The organism is Pantoea sp. B9002 (assembly GCF_013385945.1).
Classification (GTDB): Bacteria; Pseudomonadota; Gammaproteobacteria; order Enterobacterales; family Enterobacteriaceae; genus Pantoea.
On the sequence record NZ_JACAPA010000041.1, the window covers coordinates 22,666 to 40,353 of the forward strand.

16 protein-coding genes and 1 pseudogene are annotated in these 17,688 nt (G+C 58.2%); 3 read left to right on the top strand and 14 right to left on the bottom strand.

Annotation, left to right across the window (positions count from 1 at the left end):
• Positions 1-40: 40 nt before the first annotated feature.
• From phnD to phnF, 11 genes are all read right to left on the bottom strand, one after another.
• Positions 41-967, bottom strand: coding sequence for a phosphonate ABC transporter substrate-binding protein (phnD, locus tag HX773_RS19565; protein WP_008105497.1), 927 nt, complete (start codon positions 965-967; stop codon positions 41-43).
• A 26-nt stretch (positions 968-993) separates the two neighbouring features.
• Positions 994-1,824 carry a phosphonate ABC transporter ATP-binding protein gene (gene phnC / locus HX773_RS19570; protein WP_176972911.1) on the bottom strand — a complete coding sequence of 277 codons (831 nt, stop codon included), beginning with the start codon at positions 1,822-1,824 and terminating at the stop codon, positions 994-996.
• Positions 1,825-2,106: 282 nt separating this feature from the next.
• Positions 2,107-2,640 (bottom strand): ribose 1,5-bisphosphokinase, encoded by a 534-nt coding sequence (gene phnN / locus HX773_RS19575; RefSeq protein WP_176972912.1) that lies wholly within the window; start codon positions 2,638-2,640, stop codon positions 2,107-2,109.
• Positions 2,640-3,776 carry an alpha-D-ribose 1-methylphosphonate 5-triphosphate diphosphatase gene (gene phnM, locus HX773_RS19580; protein ID WP_176972913.1) on the bottom strand — a complete coding sequence of 379 codons (1,137 nt, stop codon included), beginning with the start codon at positions 3,774-3,776 and terminating at the stop codon, positions 2,640-2,642. The genes phnN and phnM overlap by 1 nt, the downstream gene beginning before the upstream one ends.
• On the bottom strand, positions 3,773-4,477 hold the full coding sequence (gene phnL / locus HX773_RS19585; RefSeq protein WP_176972914.1) for a phosphonate C-P lyase system protein PhnL: 705 nt from the start codon (positions 4,475-4,477) through the stop codon (positions 3,773-3,775). The genes phnM and phnL overlap by 4 nt, the downstream gene beginning before the upstream one ends.
• A gap of 165 nt (positions 4,478-4,642) precedes the next feature.
• Positions 4,643-5,404 (bottom strand): phosphonate C-P lyase system protein PhnK, encoded by a 762-nt coding sequence (gene phnK / locus HX773_RS19590; protein WP_176972915.1) that lies wholly within the window; start codon positions 5,402-5,404, stop codon positions 4,643-4,645.
• Entirely contained in the window at positions 5,394-6,242 is an 849-nt protein-coding gene (locus tag HX773_RS19595) for an alpha-D-ribose 1-methylphosphonate 5-phosphate C-P-lyase PhnJ (RefSeq protein WP_154157365.1), read from the bottom strand. Before HX773_RS19595 ends, phnK begins: the two co-directional genes overlap by 11 nt.
• Positions 6,235-7,311, bottom strand: a complete 1,077-nt coding sequence (locus tag HX773_RS19600; protein WP_176972916.1) for a carbon-phosphorus lyase complex subunit PhnI — start codon at positions 7,309-7,311, stop codon at positions 6,235-6,237. The genes HX773_RS19595 and HX773_RS19600 overlap by 8 nt, the downstream gene beginning before the upstream one ends.
• On the bottom strand, positions 7,311-7,886 hold the full coding sequence (gene phnH / locus HX773_RS19605; protein ID WP_176972917.1) for a phosphonate C-P lyase system protein PhnH: 576 nt from the start codon (positions 7,884-7,886) through the stop codon (positions 7,311-7,313). Before phnH ends, HX773_RS19600 begins: the two co-directional genes overlap by 1 nt.
• A complete protein-coding gene (gene phnG / locus HX773_RS19610; protein ID WP_176972918.1) occupies positions 7,886-8,332 on the bottom strand; it encodes a phosphonate C-P lyase system protein PhnG in 447 nt (148 codons plus the stop codon). Before phnG ends, phnH begins: the two co-directional genes overlap by 1 nt.
• The gene (gene phnF, locus HX773_RS19615) at positions 8,329-9,045 is read right to left on the bottom strand and encodes a phosphonate metabolism transcriptional regulator PhnF (protein ID WP_008105516.1); all 717 of its coding nucleotides are present in this window, start codon (positions 9,043-9,045) and stop codon (positions 8,329-8,331) included. Before phnF ends, phnG begins: the two co-directional genes overlap by 4 nt.
• A gap of 309 nt (positions 9,046-9,354) precedes the next feature.
• On the opposite strand from phnF, the gene HX773_RS19620 reads away from it, so the two are divergent.
• Both HX773_RS19620 and HX773_RS19625 read left to right on the top strand, forming a co-directional pair.
• Positions 9,355-11,520: an EAL domain-containing protein gene (locus HX773_RS19620; RefSeq protein WP_176972919.1), complete on the top strand. Its 2,166-nt coding sequence runs from the start codon at positions 9,355-9,357 to the stop codon at positions 11,518-11,520.
• A gap of 287 nt (positions 11,521-11,807) precedes the next feature.
• Positions 11,808-12,254 carry a transposase gene (locus tag HX773_RS19625; protein WP_176972920.1) on the top strand — a complete coding sequence of 149 codons (447 nt, stop codon included), beginning with the start codon at positions 11,808-11,810 and terminating at the stop codon, positions 12,252-12,254.
• A gap of 244 nt (positions 12,255-12,498) precedes the next feature.
• Here the strand turns inward: HX773_RS19625 and HX773_RS19630 are convergent, their stop codons facing one another.
• The 3 genes from HX773_RS19630 to HX773_RS19640 are packed head-to-tail and all read right to left on the bottom strand — an operon-like array spanning position 12,499 to position 16,989.
• Positions 12,499-14,478 (bottom strand): hydantoinase B/oxoprolinase family protein, encoded by a 1,980-nt coding sequence (locus HX773_RS19630; protein WP_176972921.1) that lies wholly within the window; start codon positions 14,476-14,478, stop codon positions 12,499-12,501.
• Between the two features lies 1 nt (position 14,479).
• Positions 14,480-16,528, bottom strand: coding sequence for a hydantoinase/oxoprolinase family protein (locus tag HX773_RS19635; RefSeq protein ID WP_176972922.1), 2,049 nt, complete (start codon positions 16,526-16,528; stop codon positions 14,480-14,482).
• Positions 16,529-16,542: 14 nt separating this feature from the next.
• Entirely contained in the window at positions 16,543-16,989 is a 447-nt protein-coding gene (locus HX773_RS19640) for a GNAT family N-acetyltransferase (RefSeq protein WP_176972923.1), read from the bottom strand.
• A 327-nt stretch (positions 16,990-17,316) separates the two neighbouring features.
• Here HX773_RS19640 and HX773_RS19645 point away from each other — a divergent pair.
• Positions 17,317-17,688 (top strand): annotated as a pseudogene (locus tag HX773_RS19645) (hypothetical protein); the annotation flags it as partial.

The window sequence follows — 17,688 nt, forward strand, 5'->3', positions numbered from 1 at the left end:
GCACGGATCGAGGAGGGGGACAGCAAGCACCCCACCAAAATTAACCGCGCGTACCCTTCATCAAATCACGCTTCATATCGATGATATTCTGGTAATCCGCCACGGTAGCCGGGCCGATGTGCTGGGTGCCACCAACCGCTTTAACAAAGCAGCCGTGATCTTCTTTATCCAGTTTCTTGATGGTTGCCACCACTTTCGCTTTGAAGTCAGCGGGCAGATTGTTGCTGACCAGAATCGGGCCGTTCGGGATCAGCGGCGACTGCCAGATGATGCGGATTTGCTTCATCAGGTCCGGATGATCCATACGAATCAAACGACCAAAGGCACCGGAGGTATAACCGGTTTCGCGGTCGCCAATCAGCGACGTCCAGGTCACCGCGCCTTCGAACTGGCCGTTCAGCACGCCGAGGATGTCCTGCTCGTGGCCGCCGGAGAAGGTGACGCTGGAGAAGGTGTTGTTGTACTTATCGTCAACCGTGCCGCCAAACTCTTTCTTGAACGCCTGGTTCGGCATCAGGAACCCGGAAGTGGAATCCGGATCGGCCATGCCAAACGATTTGCCTTTCAGGTCTTCCAGCTTTTTGTACGGGCTGTCGGCTTTAACGATCACCACCGAGTGATAACCCTGCGAACCGTCTTTGTCGTCCACCACGATGCCCACCACATCCACCGCTTTCGGGTTCTGCAGGTAAACCGAGGCAAAAGAGGCTGGCGACATGCTCAGCACCAGGTCGATTTTGTTACCCAGCAAGCCCTGAATCACGCCTGAATAGTCAGACGAGTTGCGCAGTTTGGTATCCACCTGCAGCTCTTTATCGAAGAAATCTTTCACGCATTGGTTATCACCAATCTGCTGCGTGGCGTTCTGGCCGCCAAGAATCCCGAGGTTCAACTCTTTTGGTGCATCCGCTGCGTTTGCGCCAAATGCCATCGCAATAGTCAGTAAAGCTAAAGAAGTCAGTTTCATTCTTAGGTTTTCTCTTGCCGTGGGAGTTAGTGGAGCTGGTTAATTTCGTCGCCGTACAGCTCATGCATCAGGCCGTCGGTCAACTGGGAAGGATGTCCATCAAACAGCACTTTGCCGCGCTGAATACCGATGACGCGGCTGCAGTAGCTTTTTACCAATTCAATCGAGTGCAGGTTCACCATCACGCTGATGCCCTGCTCGCTCACCTGGCGCAGCACGTCCATGATGCGCTTGGTGTTTTTCGGATCGAGTGACGCCACCGGTTCGTCCGCCAGCAGGATGCGCGGGTTCTGCATCAGCGCCCGGCAAATCGCCACGCGCTGCATCTGGCCGCCGGAGAGGTTTTCCGCACGCTGCAGCGCCTGCGGCAGCATGTTCATCCACTGCAGCAGTTCGATAGCGCGGGCGCGGTCGGTTTCGGAGAAGACTTTGAAGAAGGATTTCAATGTCGAGGTCTGGCTTAAACGCCCGAGCAGCACGTTGGTCAGTACGTCGAGGCGCGGCACCAGACAGAAGTCCTGGAAAATCATGCCGCATTCGCTGCGCCACTCGCGCATCTGGCGGCTATTTAGCGTCACCACATCGCGATCCACTTCGCCGTGGCGATTGCTGAGGATCGCGCCCTGCGAAGCGCTGATGGTGCCGTTGAGCATGTGTAACAGTGTCGATTTGCCTGCGCCTGAGCGGCCAATCACCGCTACCAGCTCGCCCGCATGCAGATCGAAGCTGACGTTATCCAGCACCTGGTTGGCGCCGTACGCTTTGCACAATCCCTGCACCGACAGCACCTTGTTGCCCTGCCCGATAATCGGCGGGAATGGATTGTCGACGACGGTTTTCAGTAATGCCTGTGCCATGTTGCACTCCATCTCTTCTGAGGTGTTGATTGCACGCTATTACGGGCAAAACGGATGAAAGCTTGATGACAGTAAAATGATTAAACGGTGACAGCGTGTTCTGATGCCACGACTCATATTTCAACACCCTGCCCATCCGGACATTGCGCAATAAATTGCGCCGCTACGAATGGTGCGAATGGCACATACAAAACGTACACTCCGAACATTGCGCAATAAATTGCGCCGCTACGAATGGTGAGAACGGGACACACAAAACGCACGTATCCGTAGCGGCGCGATTTATCGCGCACCCAGCAAACGTCGCAGCTCTTCAAGCGTACTGCTCAACGCGCCATCATTATTCAACGCGTAACAATACGCGGGCAGCGGTTCGGCGGCGCGCGCCAGCCGTTTGGCGATGCCCGCCTCATCTTCGCGCCCGCGCTGCCGCAATCGCGTCTCCAGCACCGCCGGAGAAACCTGCAACACCAGCGGCAGCAGCTGCGTGCCGTAATGCTGCTGAACAATCGGCAGATGCAGACGTGAACCGTTAACCAGCACGTTCAGCCCGCGCGCCAGCCACAGATCGATCTCCTCGCCCAGCCCGTAGTACATGCCGTGCGCCTGCCAGCTGACGGCGAACAAACCCAGCGCCTCACGCCGTCGGAACTCCGCCTCGCTCAGCGCCACATGGTTCTCGCCGCCCGCATCGGCGGCGCGCGTAATGTAGCGATGGGCGATCAGCAGATTCTCCGGCGGCGCTTCGCGCAGCGCGTTCAGCAGGCTGTCTTTTCCCGAGCCCGAAGGCCCGGTAAGCCAGATCAGGCGCGCCATCAGAACACCAGCTTGCCTTGCGACCAGACGTGACGAATGTGCGAATGACCATGTTCGGTATGCGCCAGCACCAGATCGGCACGCAGCCCTTCGGCGATGCGTCCGCGATCGTGCAGACCAATCGCCCGCGCCGGATTACTGGTCACCAGCGCAGCCGCCTGCGGCAGCGTCAGCGTGTTGCGCTCATCGGCCACCAGCCGGAACACCGCATCGAGCAAGCTGGCGGGATAATAGTCGGAGGAGAGAATATCCAGCAGGCCGTGGCTGGCGAGTTCCGCCGCCGCCACGTTGCCGGAGTGCGAGCCACCGCGCACGATGTTGGGCGCGCCCATCAGCACCTGCATGCCGCAGTCACGTGATGCGCGAGCCGCCTCCAGCGTGGTGGGGAATTCGGCGATGGCGCTGCCAACATCATGGGATTCGGCGACGTGCGCCGCCGTGGCGTCATCGTGGCTGGCGATGGGAATACCGCGTGAACGGCATAGGCCAGCGATGGCGTTGCGATTTGGCGTTGAAAACTCAGCCGCCAGCGCCAACTGTTCACGCTCAAACTGATCCATCTGCCCATCGCTGAGGTGATATTTGCCCTGGAAATAGGTGCGATACATCGCCAGCGAGGTGTACTGGCGCTGGCCCGGCGAGTGATCCATTAGCGACACCAATGACAACTCCGGCGTGCTCATCAGCTTTTCAAATAGCGGCAGCGTGGTGTGATGCGGCAGCTCGCAGCGCAGATGCAAATGGTGATCGGCGCGGTTAATGCCTTTGCGATTGCTGTCCTGAATCGCGTCGATCATCTTAGTGAGGTTTTCGATGCGATGTCCGCCGTCGCGCACGTCACCGACGCCAATTGCATCCAGCACCGTGGTGATGCCGCTGGCGACCATCAGCGCATCGTGGCTGCTCATCGCCGAATGTGCCGGCCAATCCACTTTCGGGCGCGGCGTGAAGAACTTGTCGAGATTGTCGGTATGCAGCTCCACCAACCCCGGCAGCAGAAAGGCGTTTTCGCCATCCAGCGCGCCCGGTAACTGGCTGGCGCTGTCGCTAAAACTGGCGATGCGGCCGTCGCGGATTTCCAGCGAGCCACTGACCACTTCGTTTTCCAGCACCAGTTGGACGTTATTGACGATCATGCTTCTGCTCCTGTGTTCACGGGCTGCATGACGTGCAGGCGATCGGCCACGCGGTTGCGCACCGCTTCGTCATGGAAAATACCGACAATGGCGGCACCCCGCGTGCGCGCCTGTTCAATCAATTCCACCACCGCGGCGCTGTTGGCGCTGTCGAGCGAGGCGGTGGGTTCATCCAGCAACAGCACCGGATAGTCGGCGATAAAACCGCGCGCGATATTGACGCGCTGCTGTTCGCCACCGGAGAAGGTGGACGGTGCCAGCGACCATAAACGCTCGGGTACGTTGAGGCGCGTCAGTAGCTCTTTGGCGCGCTTCTCGCAGAAGGCGCGTTCAACGCCGCGTTCCAGCAGCGGTTGCATGACGATTTCCAGCGTCGGCACGCGCGGAATCACGCGCAAAAACTGGCTGACCCAGCCGATGGTGTGACAGCGAATCGCCAGAATCTGGCGCGCCGGTGCACTGGCCATGTCGATCCATTCACCCTGATGTTGCAGCCAGATATGGCCGCTGTTGGCCTGATAGTTGCCGTACAGCGCACGCAGTAAGGTGGATTTTCCGCTGCCGGAACGGCCGTGCAGCACCACACATTCACCGCCGTTGACCTCAAGATTGGCGTCCTGCAACACCGGCAGCGCGGCGCTGCTTTGGTTGTGCAGCACAAAGGTTTTGCTCAGATGCTCTACGCGCAATAAAGGTTGCATGTTTATTTCCTGATATTTGTTATTTCTCACCACATTCACACCTCGCACGGCTCTCGGCATTGCGCAATAAATTGCGCCGCTACGGTATGTGCGGGCATCAGATTGCGTGCCCACAAACCGCACGGTTCGTAGCGGCGCGATTCATCGCGTTGTTTTGACGTTGCCCTACGCCAAAACCGATGAAACCAACAACTGCGTATACGGATGATGCGGATCGTCCAGCACCCGGTCGGTCAGCCCGCTTTCCACCACGCGGCCCTGCTTCATCACCAACAGGCGATGCGCCAGCAAACGTGCCACGCCGAGATCGTGCGTCACAATCACCACCGCCAGATTCAGCTCGCGCACCAGCGTGCGCAGCAAATCCAGCAGGCGCGCCTGCACCGACACATCCAAACCGCCGGTCGGCTCATCCATAAACACCAGCGTCGGCTGCGTCACCAGGTTGCGCGCAATCTGTAAACGCTGCTGCATACCGCCCGAAAAGGTGGTGGGCAAATCGTCGATGCGGTTGGCCGGGATTTCGACATCCTGCAACCAGCGCATCGCCTCCTCGCGGATATCGCCGTAATGACGATGGCCCACCGCCATCAGCCGCTCGCCGATGTTGCCGCCCGCCGTCACCTGCGGACGCAAACCGTCGAGCGGATGCTGATGCACCACGCCCCATTCGGTGCGCAGCAAGCGGCGGCGATCGCTCTCGCTCAGCTGATAGAGATTCTGCGCGCGATAAAGAATGTTGCCCTGCTGCGGCGCTAAGCGTGCCGACAGGCTGCGCAACAGCGTGGTTTTACCCGATCCGGATTCGCCGACAATGCCTAACACTTCGCCGGGATAGAGCTCAAAACTCACCTCTTCAAACCCTTTGCCGGGCGCGTAAAGATGGGTGAGATTGTTGACCGCAAGCAGCGGCTGTTCACTGTGCATGCTGTTGTTCCTGCTGCTGGTGGCAAAAATCGGTATCGGAGCAAACAAACATGCGCGTACCGGCGTCATCCATCACCACCTCGTCGAGGTAGCTGTGGCGCGAACCGCACAGCGCGCAGGGTTCTTCCCACTGCTGCACGCTGAACGGGTGATCGTCGAAGTCGAGGCTTTCCACTTTGGTGTACGGCGGCAGCGCATAGATGCGTTTCTCACGCCCGGCACCAAACAGCTGCAGCGCCGGCATCATGTGCATCTTGGGGTTGTCGAATTTAGGGATCGGCGACGGATCCATCACGTAGCGATCGTTGACCTTCACCGGATAGGCATAGGTGGTGGCGATATGGCCGTAGCGGGCGATATCTTCATACAGTTTCACCTGCATGATGCCGTACTCCTCCAGCGCGTGCATGGTGCGGGTTTCGGTCTCGCGCGGCTCGATAAAGCGCAGCGGCTCGGGGATCGGCACCTGGAAAATCAAAATCTGATCTTCCTCGAGCGGCGTTTCCGGAATGCGGTGACGCGTCTGGATCAGCGTGGCGTCAATAGTGCGTTCGGTGGTGGCCGCGCCGCTGACACGCTGGAAGAAGCGACGAATCGACACCGCGTTGGTGGTGTCATCCGCGCCCTGATCGATGACTTTCAGCACATCGGCATCGCCAATAATGCTGGCGGTGATCTGAATGCCGCCGGTGCCCCAGCCGTACGGCATCGGCATTTCGCGTCCGGCAAACGGCACCTGATAACCGGGAATCGCCACCGCTTTAAGAATCGCGCGGCGGATGGTGCGTTTGGTCTGTTCGTCCAGATAACCGTTGTTGTAGCCGGTTAACTCACTCATGGTTCTGCTCCTGATGCTGTTGGCGCAGCCGTTTCAGCAGCTCAAGCTCCGCCTGGAAATCGACGTAGTGCGGCAGTTTCAGATGCGAGACAAAGCCCGCCGCTTCCACGTTGTCGGCATGCGACAAGACAAACTCTTCATCCTGCGCCGGGCCAGCGATGCGTTCGTTGTACTCCGGCGCCTGCAGCGCGCGATCCACCAGCGCCATCGCCATCGCTTTACGCTCGCAGCGACCAAACACCAGGCCGTAACCGCGCGTAAAGTGCGGCGCGAGATCGGTTTCGGTGGTGAAGCCGTTCACCATCTCGCATTCGGTCAGCAGGATTTCGCCAATCTCAATCTCAAAGCCCAGCTCTTCCGGGCAGATGGCGACGCTGAGATAGCCGGTACGGATTTCGCCGGCGAACGGATGGTTGCGGCCGTAGCCGCGCTGCGTCGAGTAGCTCAGCGCCAGCAGAAAACCTTCGTCGCCGCGCACCAGCTGTTGCAGCCGTGCGGCGCGCGTGGCCGGATAGCCTGGCGGTTCGCGGGTGATGTCGCACGGCTCGCTGCCGTCATCCTCTTCGCGTGCCGCCAATCCTTCTGCCGTCATCATGCTGAACACGTGCGGACAACGTTGTGGCAGCGCCTGATCGTCACGCGGTGCGGCGGGCGTTTCGCCATTCGCCAGCAGCGTGAAATCGAGCAGACGGTGGCTGTAATCGTAGGTTGGACCGAGCACCTGGCCGCCCGGCAAATCTTTGTAAACCGCTGAGATACGGCGCTCGATGCGCATTTCATCTGTTGCCAGCGCCAGGCTATCGGCGAGGCGCGGCAGCGTGGTGCGATAGGCGCGCAGCAGGAAGATCGCTTCCACCAGATCGCCGCTCGCCTGTTTGATCGCTAACGCCGCCAGTTGCGGATCGTAGATGCCGCCTTCGGTCATCACGCGATCGACCGCTAAACCCAACTGTTGCGCGACCTGATCGCAGCCCAATTCGGCGACCTCGCGATCGCCACGGCGCAGATCGGCCTGCAGCTCATGGGCGCTGGCTATCGCCTTTTCGCCCCCTTTGACCGCAACGTACATCAGCACACCTCCACGTCGGTGGTGCGTGGCAGCGCCATCATCGCTTCACCGCAGGTGAAAATCAGATCCACGCCCTGTGGGAACGGATGCGGACGCTCGCGCAAATAATGCAGAATCGCTTCCGGCAGCTGCGGCGCAATGGCGCGCGGCTCACGTAAGCCGGGACCCGACAGGCGCAGCGTTAAACCGCCGCTCAGTGACGGTACTTCCACAATCAGCGTGGTGCTTTTTTCCGGCGACATGTTGTCGCCAGAAGCGAACAGCGCCGGATCAGGATTGGCCGCCGCGTGCGTCAGCGCAAAAGGTGCATCGCGCTCATCGACAATCGGCACGCCGGTGTGGAAACGCAGATTGCTGCGCACCACGTCATTATCAATGCGGCCATCCAGCCACAGCGCGCTCTCCTGATCGACCAGCGTCAGCAGCACCGCTGTAGCCGCCGGCGACAGATCGCCCCAGCCCTGTTGCAGCGGCAGCGACACCATCACGCCCGGCTCGCTCATCGCTTTGAGGATGCGGCGAAAAGCACGTTGGGCATCGGCAACCGGATGGTTAAAACTTGCCAGTAAAGTCATCAGTTATCTCCGCGAACCAGCGTAAAGAAATCCACTTTGGAGCTGGCGATTTCACGCGCGCGCAGCTGACGCTGCTCTTCACGCAGGGCCGCCAGCGGGGCAATCAATTTTTCCTGTAACAGCGCCTGGGTTTCCGGCTGTTGCAGCAGCGCATCAATCAGCGCGCAGCGTTCGGCGTGCGATTTGTCGCGCCCCAGCACGTAGCTAAAGCCGAGCGTGCCGTCATGCAGTTTCACTACCGCGCGCGTCACCGTGGCATCGCCCATCACGAAGCGCTTGCCGCTGCCGCCCATGCGCGCCTGCAGGCGGGTTAAACCGGTTTCCGCCGGACGGATGCGTTCAAAATCAGCGTTGATACGTAACGGCTGCCAGTGCGCCTCAAGCTGGCTGGCTTCACTGTGCGCCAGCACCGAGAGCCAGTGCTGGCGGGCTGTTTGCTGTGTCATTCGTGCTCCAGAGTCAGTTCAATCATGTCGCCACGCGTCAGGCTGACGGAGTATTCCGCTACCTGACCGTCGCTATGTTTATTCAGGGTGCGCACGCACAGCAGCGGCGACTGCAGCGCAATCTCCAGCTGCTTGCACTCTTTGGCCTGCGCGCGACGGGTGCTGATGCGGGTTTGGCTGCGCGTCAGGCTCAGGCCGAGCTGCTGCTGCATAAAGTCGTGCAGCGAACCGCTGTGAAACTGTTGCAGCGCTGGCCACCAGCTGAGTTCCGCCAGGAAGTGGTTGATGACGCACACCGCCACGCCATTGACGCGGCGCAGCGTGCGCAAATGGATAACGTTGTCGCCTTCATTCACGCCCAGCGCGCTCGCCACATCGCTGCTTGCCGGACGCAGCACCGCCAGCAGACGCTCGCTGGTGGGATGACTGCCCTGCTCCATCAGGTTCTGACTGAAGCGAGCCTGCGCATGCAGCGGATAATCGTAAGGACGCATCAGCACCAAAATGCCCACGCCGTGACGCCGTTGCAGCAGGCCTTTGTTGACCAGCTCATCAACCGCGCGCCGCAAGGTGTGACGATTAACTTCGTAGTGATCGGCCAGCTGCTGTTCAGAAGGCAGATAGTCGCCGCAGCGATAACGCTCCTGCAGCGCCTGCTCCAGTTGGGCGGCAACGGCCTGATAAACAGTGGTCGGATGTCTGGATATCTCCATCACGCTCAATACCTCATTCGCATTGGTTGAGGAACGCAGCGGGCTTGCTGCGGGATGGCGATTACATTGCGCATGTCAGATGACAGCGCCGTGACGGCTCAATGACGGGCGGATGAATTTGCTTTAGGGCAGCAGAATCGCAGCGAAACGGCAGCGGATTTAATAAATTATTTTTAACTGTTCTGTTTGTGACAGTGTTCAAAAATTTACCGCTTATTTACATCACGCTTTCACCACCCTTACGCAGTACAGCTTGGGCATGTTCTGCTAAGTTAAAAGATGAATCCTTCTTGTCAGGCCAACCTTAAAATGATTAACGCAATAAAACTATCGGATGGTTTTCGCCGCAACTTTGTTCGTGAAGTTATTTTGCCGCTGATGGCAATTTTGCTGCTTACCTTTGTCGGCGCGGGCGTGGGTCTGTTCTGGGGGACATCGTTAAGCAATAACGAAGCGCGCGATCAGCAACAGCGCATGATCGAGGCATCCTTTACCCAGAGCCTGACGGAACATTTGCGCCAGCTGCGCAGCCTGACGCGCTGGTCACCGCTGGCCGATCAGCTGGCGTCGCCGCATCCCGATCAAAGCTGGCTGACGCAAAATGTTGGCGGCTGGCTGTATGACATGTTTGATCACCAGCTGGTGGTGCTGCTGGACCGCGACAACCAGCTGATCAACGTGTGGCGCAACGGCCAGCCGGTGCCGGACAAACGCATCGGTCCTTATCTACAGGACATGCTGAAAAGTCCGCTGGTGCAAAACAGCGATGTGGTGGCGGGCCCCACCGATCACGCCGATTTCGTACGTATCGGCCAACGCGCCGCCGCGCTGGCGGTGGGCGATATCAGCAGCACCAAACAGGCCGGGCGCTATCGTCTGGTGAGCATTAAGTTTCTCGATGATGGCTATCTGCGCAACCTCGCCGATCGCAGCCAGCTGCGCCAGTTGAATTTCAGCGACAGCGAGCCAGCGGGGAAAACCAAAGCGCGTTATCTGCTGAATTCACAACAGGGTGAACCGGTCGGCTATCTCAGCTGGAATCCCGATAAGCCCGGCGCGCAGATGATGCGCACCATCGGCCCTTCCACCTTGCTGTCGGTGATCCTGATTACCGTGCTGTGTTTGGTGATGGTGCGCCGCATCTGGACCTCGTCACTTAAGCTTTCGCAGTCGCTGCTGAAACTGGGTGCCAGCGAAGCGCAGGCGCAGCACCTGGCTTTCCATGATGTCCTCACCGGTTTGCCGAATCGTTCACTGGTGGAAGATCGCTTAACCCAGGCGCTGGCGGTGGCCGGACGCCACGATCAGCGCGTGGCGTTGCTGCTGCTGGATCTCGATCGCTTTAAAAACATCAACGATACCTACGGTCACCACGCCGGTGATGAGTTGATCATGGAAGTGGCGCGCCGTCTCAATGACATTGTGCGGGCCAGCGACACGGTTGGCCGCATTGGCGGCGACGAGTTTATTATCGTGATGCCGGATGTCGATAATATTGGTCAGGTGCAATCGCTGGCGAAACGCATTATTAGCCGCCTCAGCGAGCCGTATCAGCTGGTCGGCAGCGAGCTGTGGGTCGGCGTCAGCGTGGGTCTGGCGCTGGCACCGAAGGATGGCATCGACCGGATGGAGCTGATGCGCAAAGCGGATATCGCGCTTTACGACGCCAAGAATCACGGGCGCGGCCAGTATCGCCAGTTCGAGAAAGTGATGGATGAATCGCTGCGCACCCGCCAGCAGATGGCATCAGATTTGCGTCAGGCGCTGGTGAAGTTTGAAGGATTAGCGGTGTGGTATCAGCCATTAATGGATATCAGCGGCCAGCAAGTGGTGGGATTGGAAGCGCTGCTGCGCTGGCATCACGCCATGCGCGGCGACGTTTCGCCGGGTGATTTTATCGCCATCGCCGAAGAGACCGGCATGATCATTCCGCTGGGCGAATGGGTGCTGCGCGAAGCCTGCAAAACCGCGCTGAAGCTGCCGGATATTGTGGTGGCGGTGAACGTCTCGCCAGTGCAGTTCCGCGCGGTGAATTTTGTCGAGCGCATCATCCATATCGTGCAGGAAGAAGGCGCCGATCCGCAGCGCATGGAGCTGGAGATCACCGAAGGCGTGCTGATTGAGGATGAACACGAGGCGCGCAACAGCATCATCGCGCTGCGCGAAGCCGGTTTCCGCATTGCGCTGGATGATTTTGGTACCGGCTATTCGAGCCTTAACTACCTCAGCACCTTCCCGGTGGATAAAATCAAAATCGACCGTTCGTTTACCCAGTCGCTGGGCGTGGCGCAAAACTCCACCGCGATTGTGGAATCGGTGGTGCGGCTGGGTCACGCGATGGGTTTAACGGTGACCGCCGAAGGTGTAGAAACCGAAGGCCAGAAAAACGCGCTGGCCGATGCAGGCTGCAATCAGCTGCAAGGGTATTTGTTTAGCCACGCGGTGCCGTTTAGTGAGATTGAGAAGATGATGTGAAGAGTAGCGAATTTGTGTTTCGTATATTCAAATCGCAGAGGGTTGTAGCGGCGCGATTTATCGCGTTCAGTTGATTTTAAAAGGTCAACACAACGCAATAAATTGCGCCGCTACGAATTGTGCGTATGTTGGGTTCAGCACACACAAACCGCACGGATTTGTAGCGGCGCGATTTATCGCGTTCTTTTCTTCTTTTGAAAATTATTTGGAATCCAGCTCAACAGAATAAACGCTAAAACAGACAAGCCGTTTTTTATAAAAGACTCTCCTGAAAAAAGGAGACGCTAATGAAAAGACGTAAAAACACTCGTTTACCTTATTATGACTACACTTCACAAGGTGCTTACTTCATTACAATAGTTACTCACTTACGCGCACCACTTTTTGGCTATATTGAAAACTCAATTTTGATCCCTTCGTCCATTGGCCTTACTGCAAAACAGGAATGGTTTGCCATCTCGTCACGAATACCTGGTGTTAAGTTAGATGCGTTTGTCCTGATGCCTAATCACTTGCATGGAATTATCTGGTTAACCGATGAAACCGTATTTACGTTGGCAAAAATAATGGCGTTATACAAAGCTGGCGTTAGCCGCATCTGTCAGCAATCACTTTGGCAACGAAACTTTTATGAACGCATTATTCGTGATGAGCGGGAGTTATATTTTGCCAGACAATATATTGAGCAAAATCCATTACGCTGGGAGTTAGATAGTTATTACTCAGCAGGCTAAACGCACCTTACCGTAGTGGTGCGATTTATCGCGCATGTAAATGGCTGCACAGTGCCCATCCCGGCATTGCGCAATAAATTGCGCCGCTACGGACTGTGCGAATGTTAGGTTCAATACCCACCAACCGCACAGATTTGTAGCGGCGCGATTTATCGCGCGTGTTAATGGCGGCACGGTGCCCATCCCGGCGTTGCGCAATGAATTGCGCCGCTACGGATTGTGCGAATGTTAGGTTCAATACCTATTAACCACGAATATTTGTCATCGCCGGATAACGCTGTTTTAACTGGTCGAAGATCGTCTGCATCTGCACGTCCAGCGGCGGCGTATCGCGCTCGGCGGCTACGGCGTTAAACACCTGCTGCTTAAGGAAGTGACGCCAGCTCACCGGTGCCGCTGCCAGAAACGCCGTCAGCAATCGATAGCGTTCCGGCGTCCATACCGCTTCAAACGCGGTACGCGCCGCGCCGTGATCAAAATGCTGTGCCGCAACAGATGGCATTTCCATCCGCAGCCGCGCTGTTGCGGCTGCATCAACCTCACCGTCACGTAGCGCTACGCCATAACTGTCGCGCGCCACCCGCTCAGAAACAAACCCGCAGCGCACATCCGCCAACACTTGCTGCACATCGCGCTCCAGCGGCAAACCGTAACCGCCCGCGCCGGGTCCGCGCACCTCGACGATATCGCCCGGCTGGCAGTGAATAACATCAGTGTTGCCGTGTTCAATCGCCGTACCGTTACGTAGCGTGCGGAAGTGCGACAGCCCGCCGGATTCGCCGCCCAGCACGCCCGCCGACGCAAACACCGAACGGTTGCGGTTGCGCGCCGTCACCGTGGTATTCGGCGCAAAAACTTCAAACGCCATCTCGGTGGCTAAACCGCCACGAAAACGTCCGGCTCCGGCGCTGTCGGCGGCTAAGCCGTAGCGATGGAAATGGATCGGCACTTCAGCTTCGTTTATCTCAATCGGCGTATTTTTCAGAAACGCCGATAAGCCGCCCGATCCGTCCGGACCATCGTGGCGCGGCGTGCCGCCTGCGCCGCCGCCGACCGGACCGAGCGAGGCCACCACGCTGCGGTTGGCGCTGTCGGTGGTGCGGATGTTCATGATCGAGTTACCGCCCGGCGAGTTGGCCGGCAAGCGTTCCGGGATCGCCTGCGAAAACACGCCAAGCGTGGCAATTTGTGACAGCGCGCAGGTCAGCGAGCGCATGCCGACCGCCGCCGGGGCTTCGCAGTTCATCACCGTGCCCGGCGGCAAAATGGCGCGGGTCGGTCGCAGGGTGCCGGCGTTGAGCAGCAGATTGCGATCCAGTGTCGCCAGCACATAAGTTACGCCGACCAGCGCCAGCGGATGCCTTTCGCGTCCGCCGGTCGGCATGTTCAGCGACGAAGCCAGCTGCGGATCGCTGCCGGTGTAATCCAGTTCCAGCGTGTCGCCGCTGACGCGCAAAGTGATCGCCACACGGCACGGGAAACCGCCTTCGCCATCTTCATCGGCGAAATCGGCATAGAAATATTCGCCATCCGGAATGGTGGTGATAATGCTGCGCGCCTGCGCTTCGGCGTAATCGAGAATGCCAGCGATGCCTTGCAGGAAATCTTCAATGCCAAAACGCGCAATGATGTCGTGGATCTTGCGTTCACCGACGTTAACCGAAGCGATCTGCGCTTTGAAGTCGCCCCAGTTTTGCTCCGGCGCGCGCACGTTAAGGCGCATAATGCGCGCCACTTCTTCATTCAACTCGCCGTTACGCACGATTTTCAGCGGCGGAATACGAATCCCTTCCTGCACAATGTCGGTAAGCGAGCGCGACAGTGAAGCGGGCACTGCGCCGCCAACGTCGGTGTTATGAATATGTCCCACCACAAAGCAGACAATCTCGCCGCCGTGAAACACCGGCTTCCAGATATGGATATCCGGTGAGTGCGTCGCTACATTGCCTGCATAGGAGTCATTGGTAATGCAGATATCGCCGTCCTGATAGCTATCGATCAGCGCCAACACCGGGCCGTAATCGATGCCGCTGTACCAGGGCGCGCCGAAACTGCGCGGTGAGGCGAATGCCAGGCCGTCGCGGCTGACAATCTGGCAGGAAAAATCTTCCGTCTCTTTGACGAAAGTGGAGTGCGCGGTGCGCATTAAGGTGAAGGCCATGGCATCAGCGGCGGCCGCGCAGTAGTTCGCCAAAATTTGTAGGTTACGTCCGTCAATCGCCATGTTAATTCGCCTCCTGTGGCGTAATCAGCAGGTTGCCAAAGCTATCCACATCCACTTTCATTTTTGGTGGCACGCAAGTGGTGCAATCGTCCTGCGCGATAATCACCGGACCGGTGAGTTGATGTCCGGCGCGCAGCGTGGCGCGGCGTACCACATCGACCTGATGCGATGCACCGTCGATCCACGCGCTAACCTGCTGCGCCACTACAACTGGCGCATCTGCGGCGGCGAGCTGATTCAGCGTGGGTTTCGGCGTAGGCGAGGCGATCACTAAACGCAGATTGATGATCTGCACCGGCGCGCCAGCATCAGCGTGACCAAACAGCTGCTGATGCTGGCGGTCAAAAGCATCATGCAGCGCTGCAACATTGGCCTGCGCCAGCCAATGCGGCTCCAGCGCCACTTCAATTTCAAACGATTGCCCGCGATAACGCATATCGGCGCTGTAGTGCAGCGTGAACGGCATGTGCGCACCGTGCTGTTCGCTGAGCCAACTGCGCGCGCGCAGGCTTAATGCCTCGGCTTCGGTTGCCAGTCGATCCGCCAGCGAAGCATCGAGATCGCTGTACAGCGTGCGAATAAAGTCATTACGGATATCGGCGACCAAACCGCCCAGCGCCGACAGCACGCCGGGCGTCGGCGGCACAATCACCCCTTTCATATTCAGCTCGCGCGCCAGGAAGCAACCCATCATCGGGCCCGCGCCGCCAAAGGCCAGGAACCAGAACTCGCGCGGATCGAGCCCAAAGCGCGACAGCAAGCCGCTGGTGTCGCCGTACATGCTGGAGATCGCCAGTTCGATGGCGGTTTCGGCGGTCTCTTCCACCGTGATGCCCAGCGTATCGGCCAGCGGCTGCCATGCGGCGCGTGCGGCGGCGACATCCACCTGCACCGCGTTGTAGCCGAGATCGCCGTGACCAATCATGCCGCAGGCGGCAAAGGCATCGGTGGCGGTTGGCTGCGTACCGCCGCGCTGGAAACACACCGGACCCGGCAGCGATCCGGCGCTGTCTGGCCCCATTTGCAGCACGCCTTGATTGTCGATCCACGCCAGCGAACCGCCGCCCTGACCCACTGAAGTCACCGCCACCGACGGAATGTAGATCGGGAAATCACCGATGGTTTCGCCGTTGCCCTGCGCCACTTGTCCCGCAACGATCACCGCCACGTCAGCGCTGGTGCCGCCAATATCGAGGCTGAGGATTTTATCGAAGCCGCAGGCGCTGGCGAGGAAGCTAGCGCCAATCACGCCCGATGCGGTGCCGGACAGCACCATCTGCACGCATTCGCTTTTCGCCTGCTCAACGCCCATCACGCCGCCGTTGGATTTGGTGATGCGCGGCGGCGGTTGAACGCCCATGGTTTTCAGCGCGCGCTCAAAGGATTCGAGGTAGTTAATCACCATCGGCTGCACATAGGCGTTGATGGTGGCGGTAATGGTGCGTTCGTATTCGCGGATGATCGGCCAGATATCAGCGGAACAGGAGGTCAGCAGCTCGGGCGCGTGTTCATCAATAATGGCTTTCACCGCCGCTTCATTATGGCGATTGCGATAGCTGTGCAACAGCGACACCACAATGCCCTGACAACCGGCGGCGCGCGCGGCATTGATGGCATTGAGCACGCTTTGCCGATCAACGTCTGTTAACACCTTGCCGTGGCGATCGGTGCGCTCTTTGATGGCGAACACCCGATCGCGCGAAATCAACGGTGCCGGGCGGCGCGAGAACAAATCGTGGATGTGCGGGATCTTGAGTCGAGCCAGCTCCAGCACGTCGCAAAAGCCGTCGGTGGCGAACAGCGCCAATCGCACGCCGCGTCGCTGAATCACCGCATTAATGCCGACGGTGGTGCCGTGGGTGAAGTAGTCAATCTGGTTTGGATCAATGCCGTCGCGCTGCTGCAGCTGGGTTAATCCGCTGAGGATTTCGCTGCCGGGTTGATCCGGTCGCGACAGCACTTTCAACGTGTGTATCTGATTGGTGTGTTCATCCAGCACGGCGAAATCGGTAAACGATCCGCCAATATCGACGCCAACGCGGTAACCCATGTGAAACTCCAGTGTCAGGAGGGAGGAAATTCCATCAGTTTGTTTGCATCCTGCACCACGCGCCAGCCGAGGCGCTGATACAGCAGATGTGCATCATTGGTCGAGAGCATCCAGCGATGTACGGTCGCTAATTCCGGATGCGCCCGCACGCAGCTCGCCAGCCAGCTTCCCAATCCATGACCGCGCCAGTTTTCATCAATCATCACATCACACAGCCAGCCGAAACGGGTGTAATCCGTCACTAAACGCGCGAAGCCAATTTGCTGGTGCTGGTGATAGACGCCAAAGGCCAGCGATCCGGCAAAGGCGCGCTCGGTTTTAACGCGCGACTGATCTTTGGCCCAGTAGGATTTTTCCGTCAGCTGTTGATGGATCCAGTCAAAATCCAGCCGGGCGCGATCGGTGGAAACGGTAAACGCATCGCGCTGCCACTCGTGATCAGCAATGTTGAGAGAGCTCATGACAACTCCTTGTATCGGTTGAAATCAGTGTAAGAGGGTTAGCACAGCTGCGGAAACTGAAGCAAGGCGGCTAACGCACAGGATGCGGTGATTTTGCCGGCGGAAAGAAATTTTATGCTGTGGCGCTAACACATAATGCATCAGCAAAATCTTATGGCTGCGATAGGCAGCGTCCCAGGATGCTTTGAGACCTTTCTCGTCTGCGTAAATTACCACTTCGATTACCTTTCCCGCCGGCCTCGCGGGTTTCAGTGCACGCCTCAGCGCGTGGCTGAACACGCAAATCAATACCATTAACTTAAGTTATTAATAGAAGGACCTTTATCGATGAATATTCTTGACTACACCGGAACCAAATTTATTAACAGCCCGATTGATCTGCCGACCATCGGTGGCGATTCAGGTGAGAAAGGCAAAACGGGCGTGATTGTTCAGCTCTACATTGGTATCAAGCTGTTTGAAGTACCGGTGGATCCGAAAACCGGCCTGTTTACCTGGACCGCGACTGAACCTTTCCCTGACGGCGATTACAGCGTCTCCATCCGTACTCTGGACAGAGCCGGTAACCTAAGCGCGCCCACTTTACGCACCATGCGCATCGATACTACGCCGCCGGATGCACCCGAACTGCTGTTCCTGACCGACGATCAAGGTCCTAAAACTGGCCTGCTTGAAGCGGGCCAGACCACTGATGATAAG

Excerpts from the sequence above, each read along its gene's own strand:
- phnD (WP_008105497.1), bottom strand. The coding sequence starts at position 967 with ATGAAACTGACTTCTTTAGCTTTACTGACTATTGCGATGGCATTTGGC.
- phnC (WP_176972911.1), bottom strand. The coding sequence starts at position 1,824 with ATGGCACAGGCATTACTGAAAACCGTCGTCGACAATCCATTCCCGCCG.
- phnN (WP_176972912.1), bottom strand. The coding sequence starts at position 2,640 with ATGGCGCGCCTGATCTGGCTTACCGGGCCTTCGGGCTCGGGAAAAGAC.
- phnM (WP_176972913.1), bottom strand. The coding sequence starts at position 3,776 with ATGATCGTCAATAACGTCCAACTGGTGCTGGAAAACGAAGTGGTCAGT.
- phnL (WP_176972914.1), bottom strand. The coding sequence starts at position 4,477 with ATGCAACCTTTATTGCGCGTAGAGCATCTGAGCAAAACCTTTGTGCTG.
- phnK (WP_176972915.1), bottom strand. The coding sequence starts at position 5,404 with ATGCACAGTGAACAGCCGCTGCTTGCGGTCAACAATCTCACCCATCTT.
- HX773_RS19595 (WP_154157365.1), bottom strand. The coding sequence starts at position 6,242 with ATGAGTGAGTTAACCGGCTACAACAACGGTTATCTGGACGAACAGACC.
- HX773_RS19600 (WP_176972916.1), bottom strand. The coding sequence starts at position 7,311 with ATGTACGTTGCGGTCAAAGGGGGCGAAAAGGCGATAGCCAGCGCCCAT.
- phnH (WP_176972917.1), bottom strand. The coding sequence starts at position 7,886 with ATGACTTTACTGGCAAGTTTTAACCATCCGGTTGCCGATGCCCAACGT.
- phnG (WP_176972918.1), bottom strand. The coding sequence starts at position 8,332 with ATGACACAGCAAACAGCCCGCCAGCACTGGCTCTCGGTGCTGGCGCAC.
- phnF (WP_008105516.1), bottom strand. The coding sequence starts at position 9,045 with ATGGAGATATCCAGACATCCGACCACTGTTTATCAGGCCGTTGCCGCC.
- HX773_RS19620 (WP_176972919.1), top strand. The coding sequence starts at position 9,355 with ATGATTAACGCAATAAAACTATCGGATGGTTTTCGCCGCAACTTTGTT.
- HX773_RS19625 (WP_176972920.1), top strand. The coding sequence starts at position 11,808 with ATGAAAAGACGTAAAAACACTCGTTTACCTTATTATGACTACACTTCA.
- HX773_RS19630 (WP_176972921.1), bottom strand. The coding sequence starts at position 14,478 with ATGGCGATTGACGGACGTAACCTACAAATTTTGGCGAACTACTGCGCG.
- HX773_RS19635 (WP_176972922.1), bottom strand. The coding sequence starts at position 16,528 with ATGGGTTACCGCGTTGGCGTCGATATTGGCGGATCGTTTACCGATTTC.
- HX773_RS19640 (WP_176972923.1), bottom strand. The coding sequence starts at position 16,989 with ATGAGCTCTCTCAACATTGCTGATCACGAGTGGCAGCGCGATGCGTTT.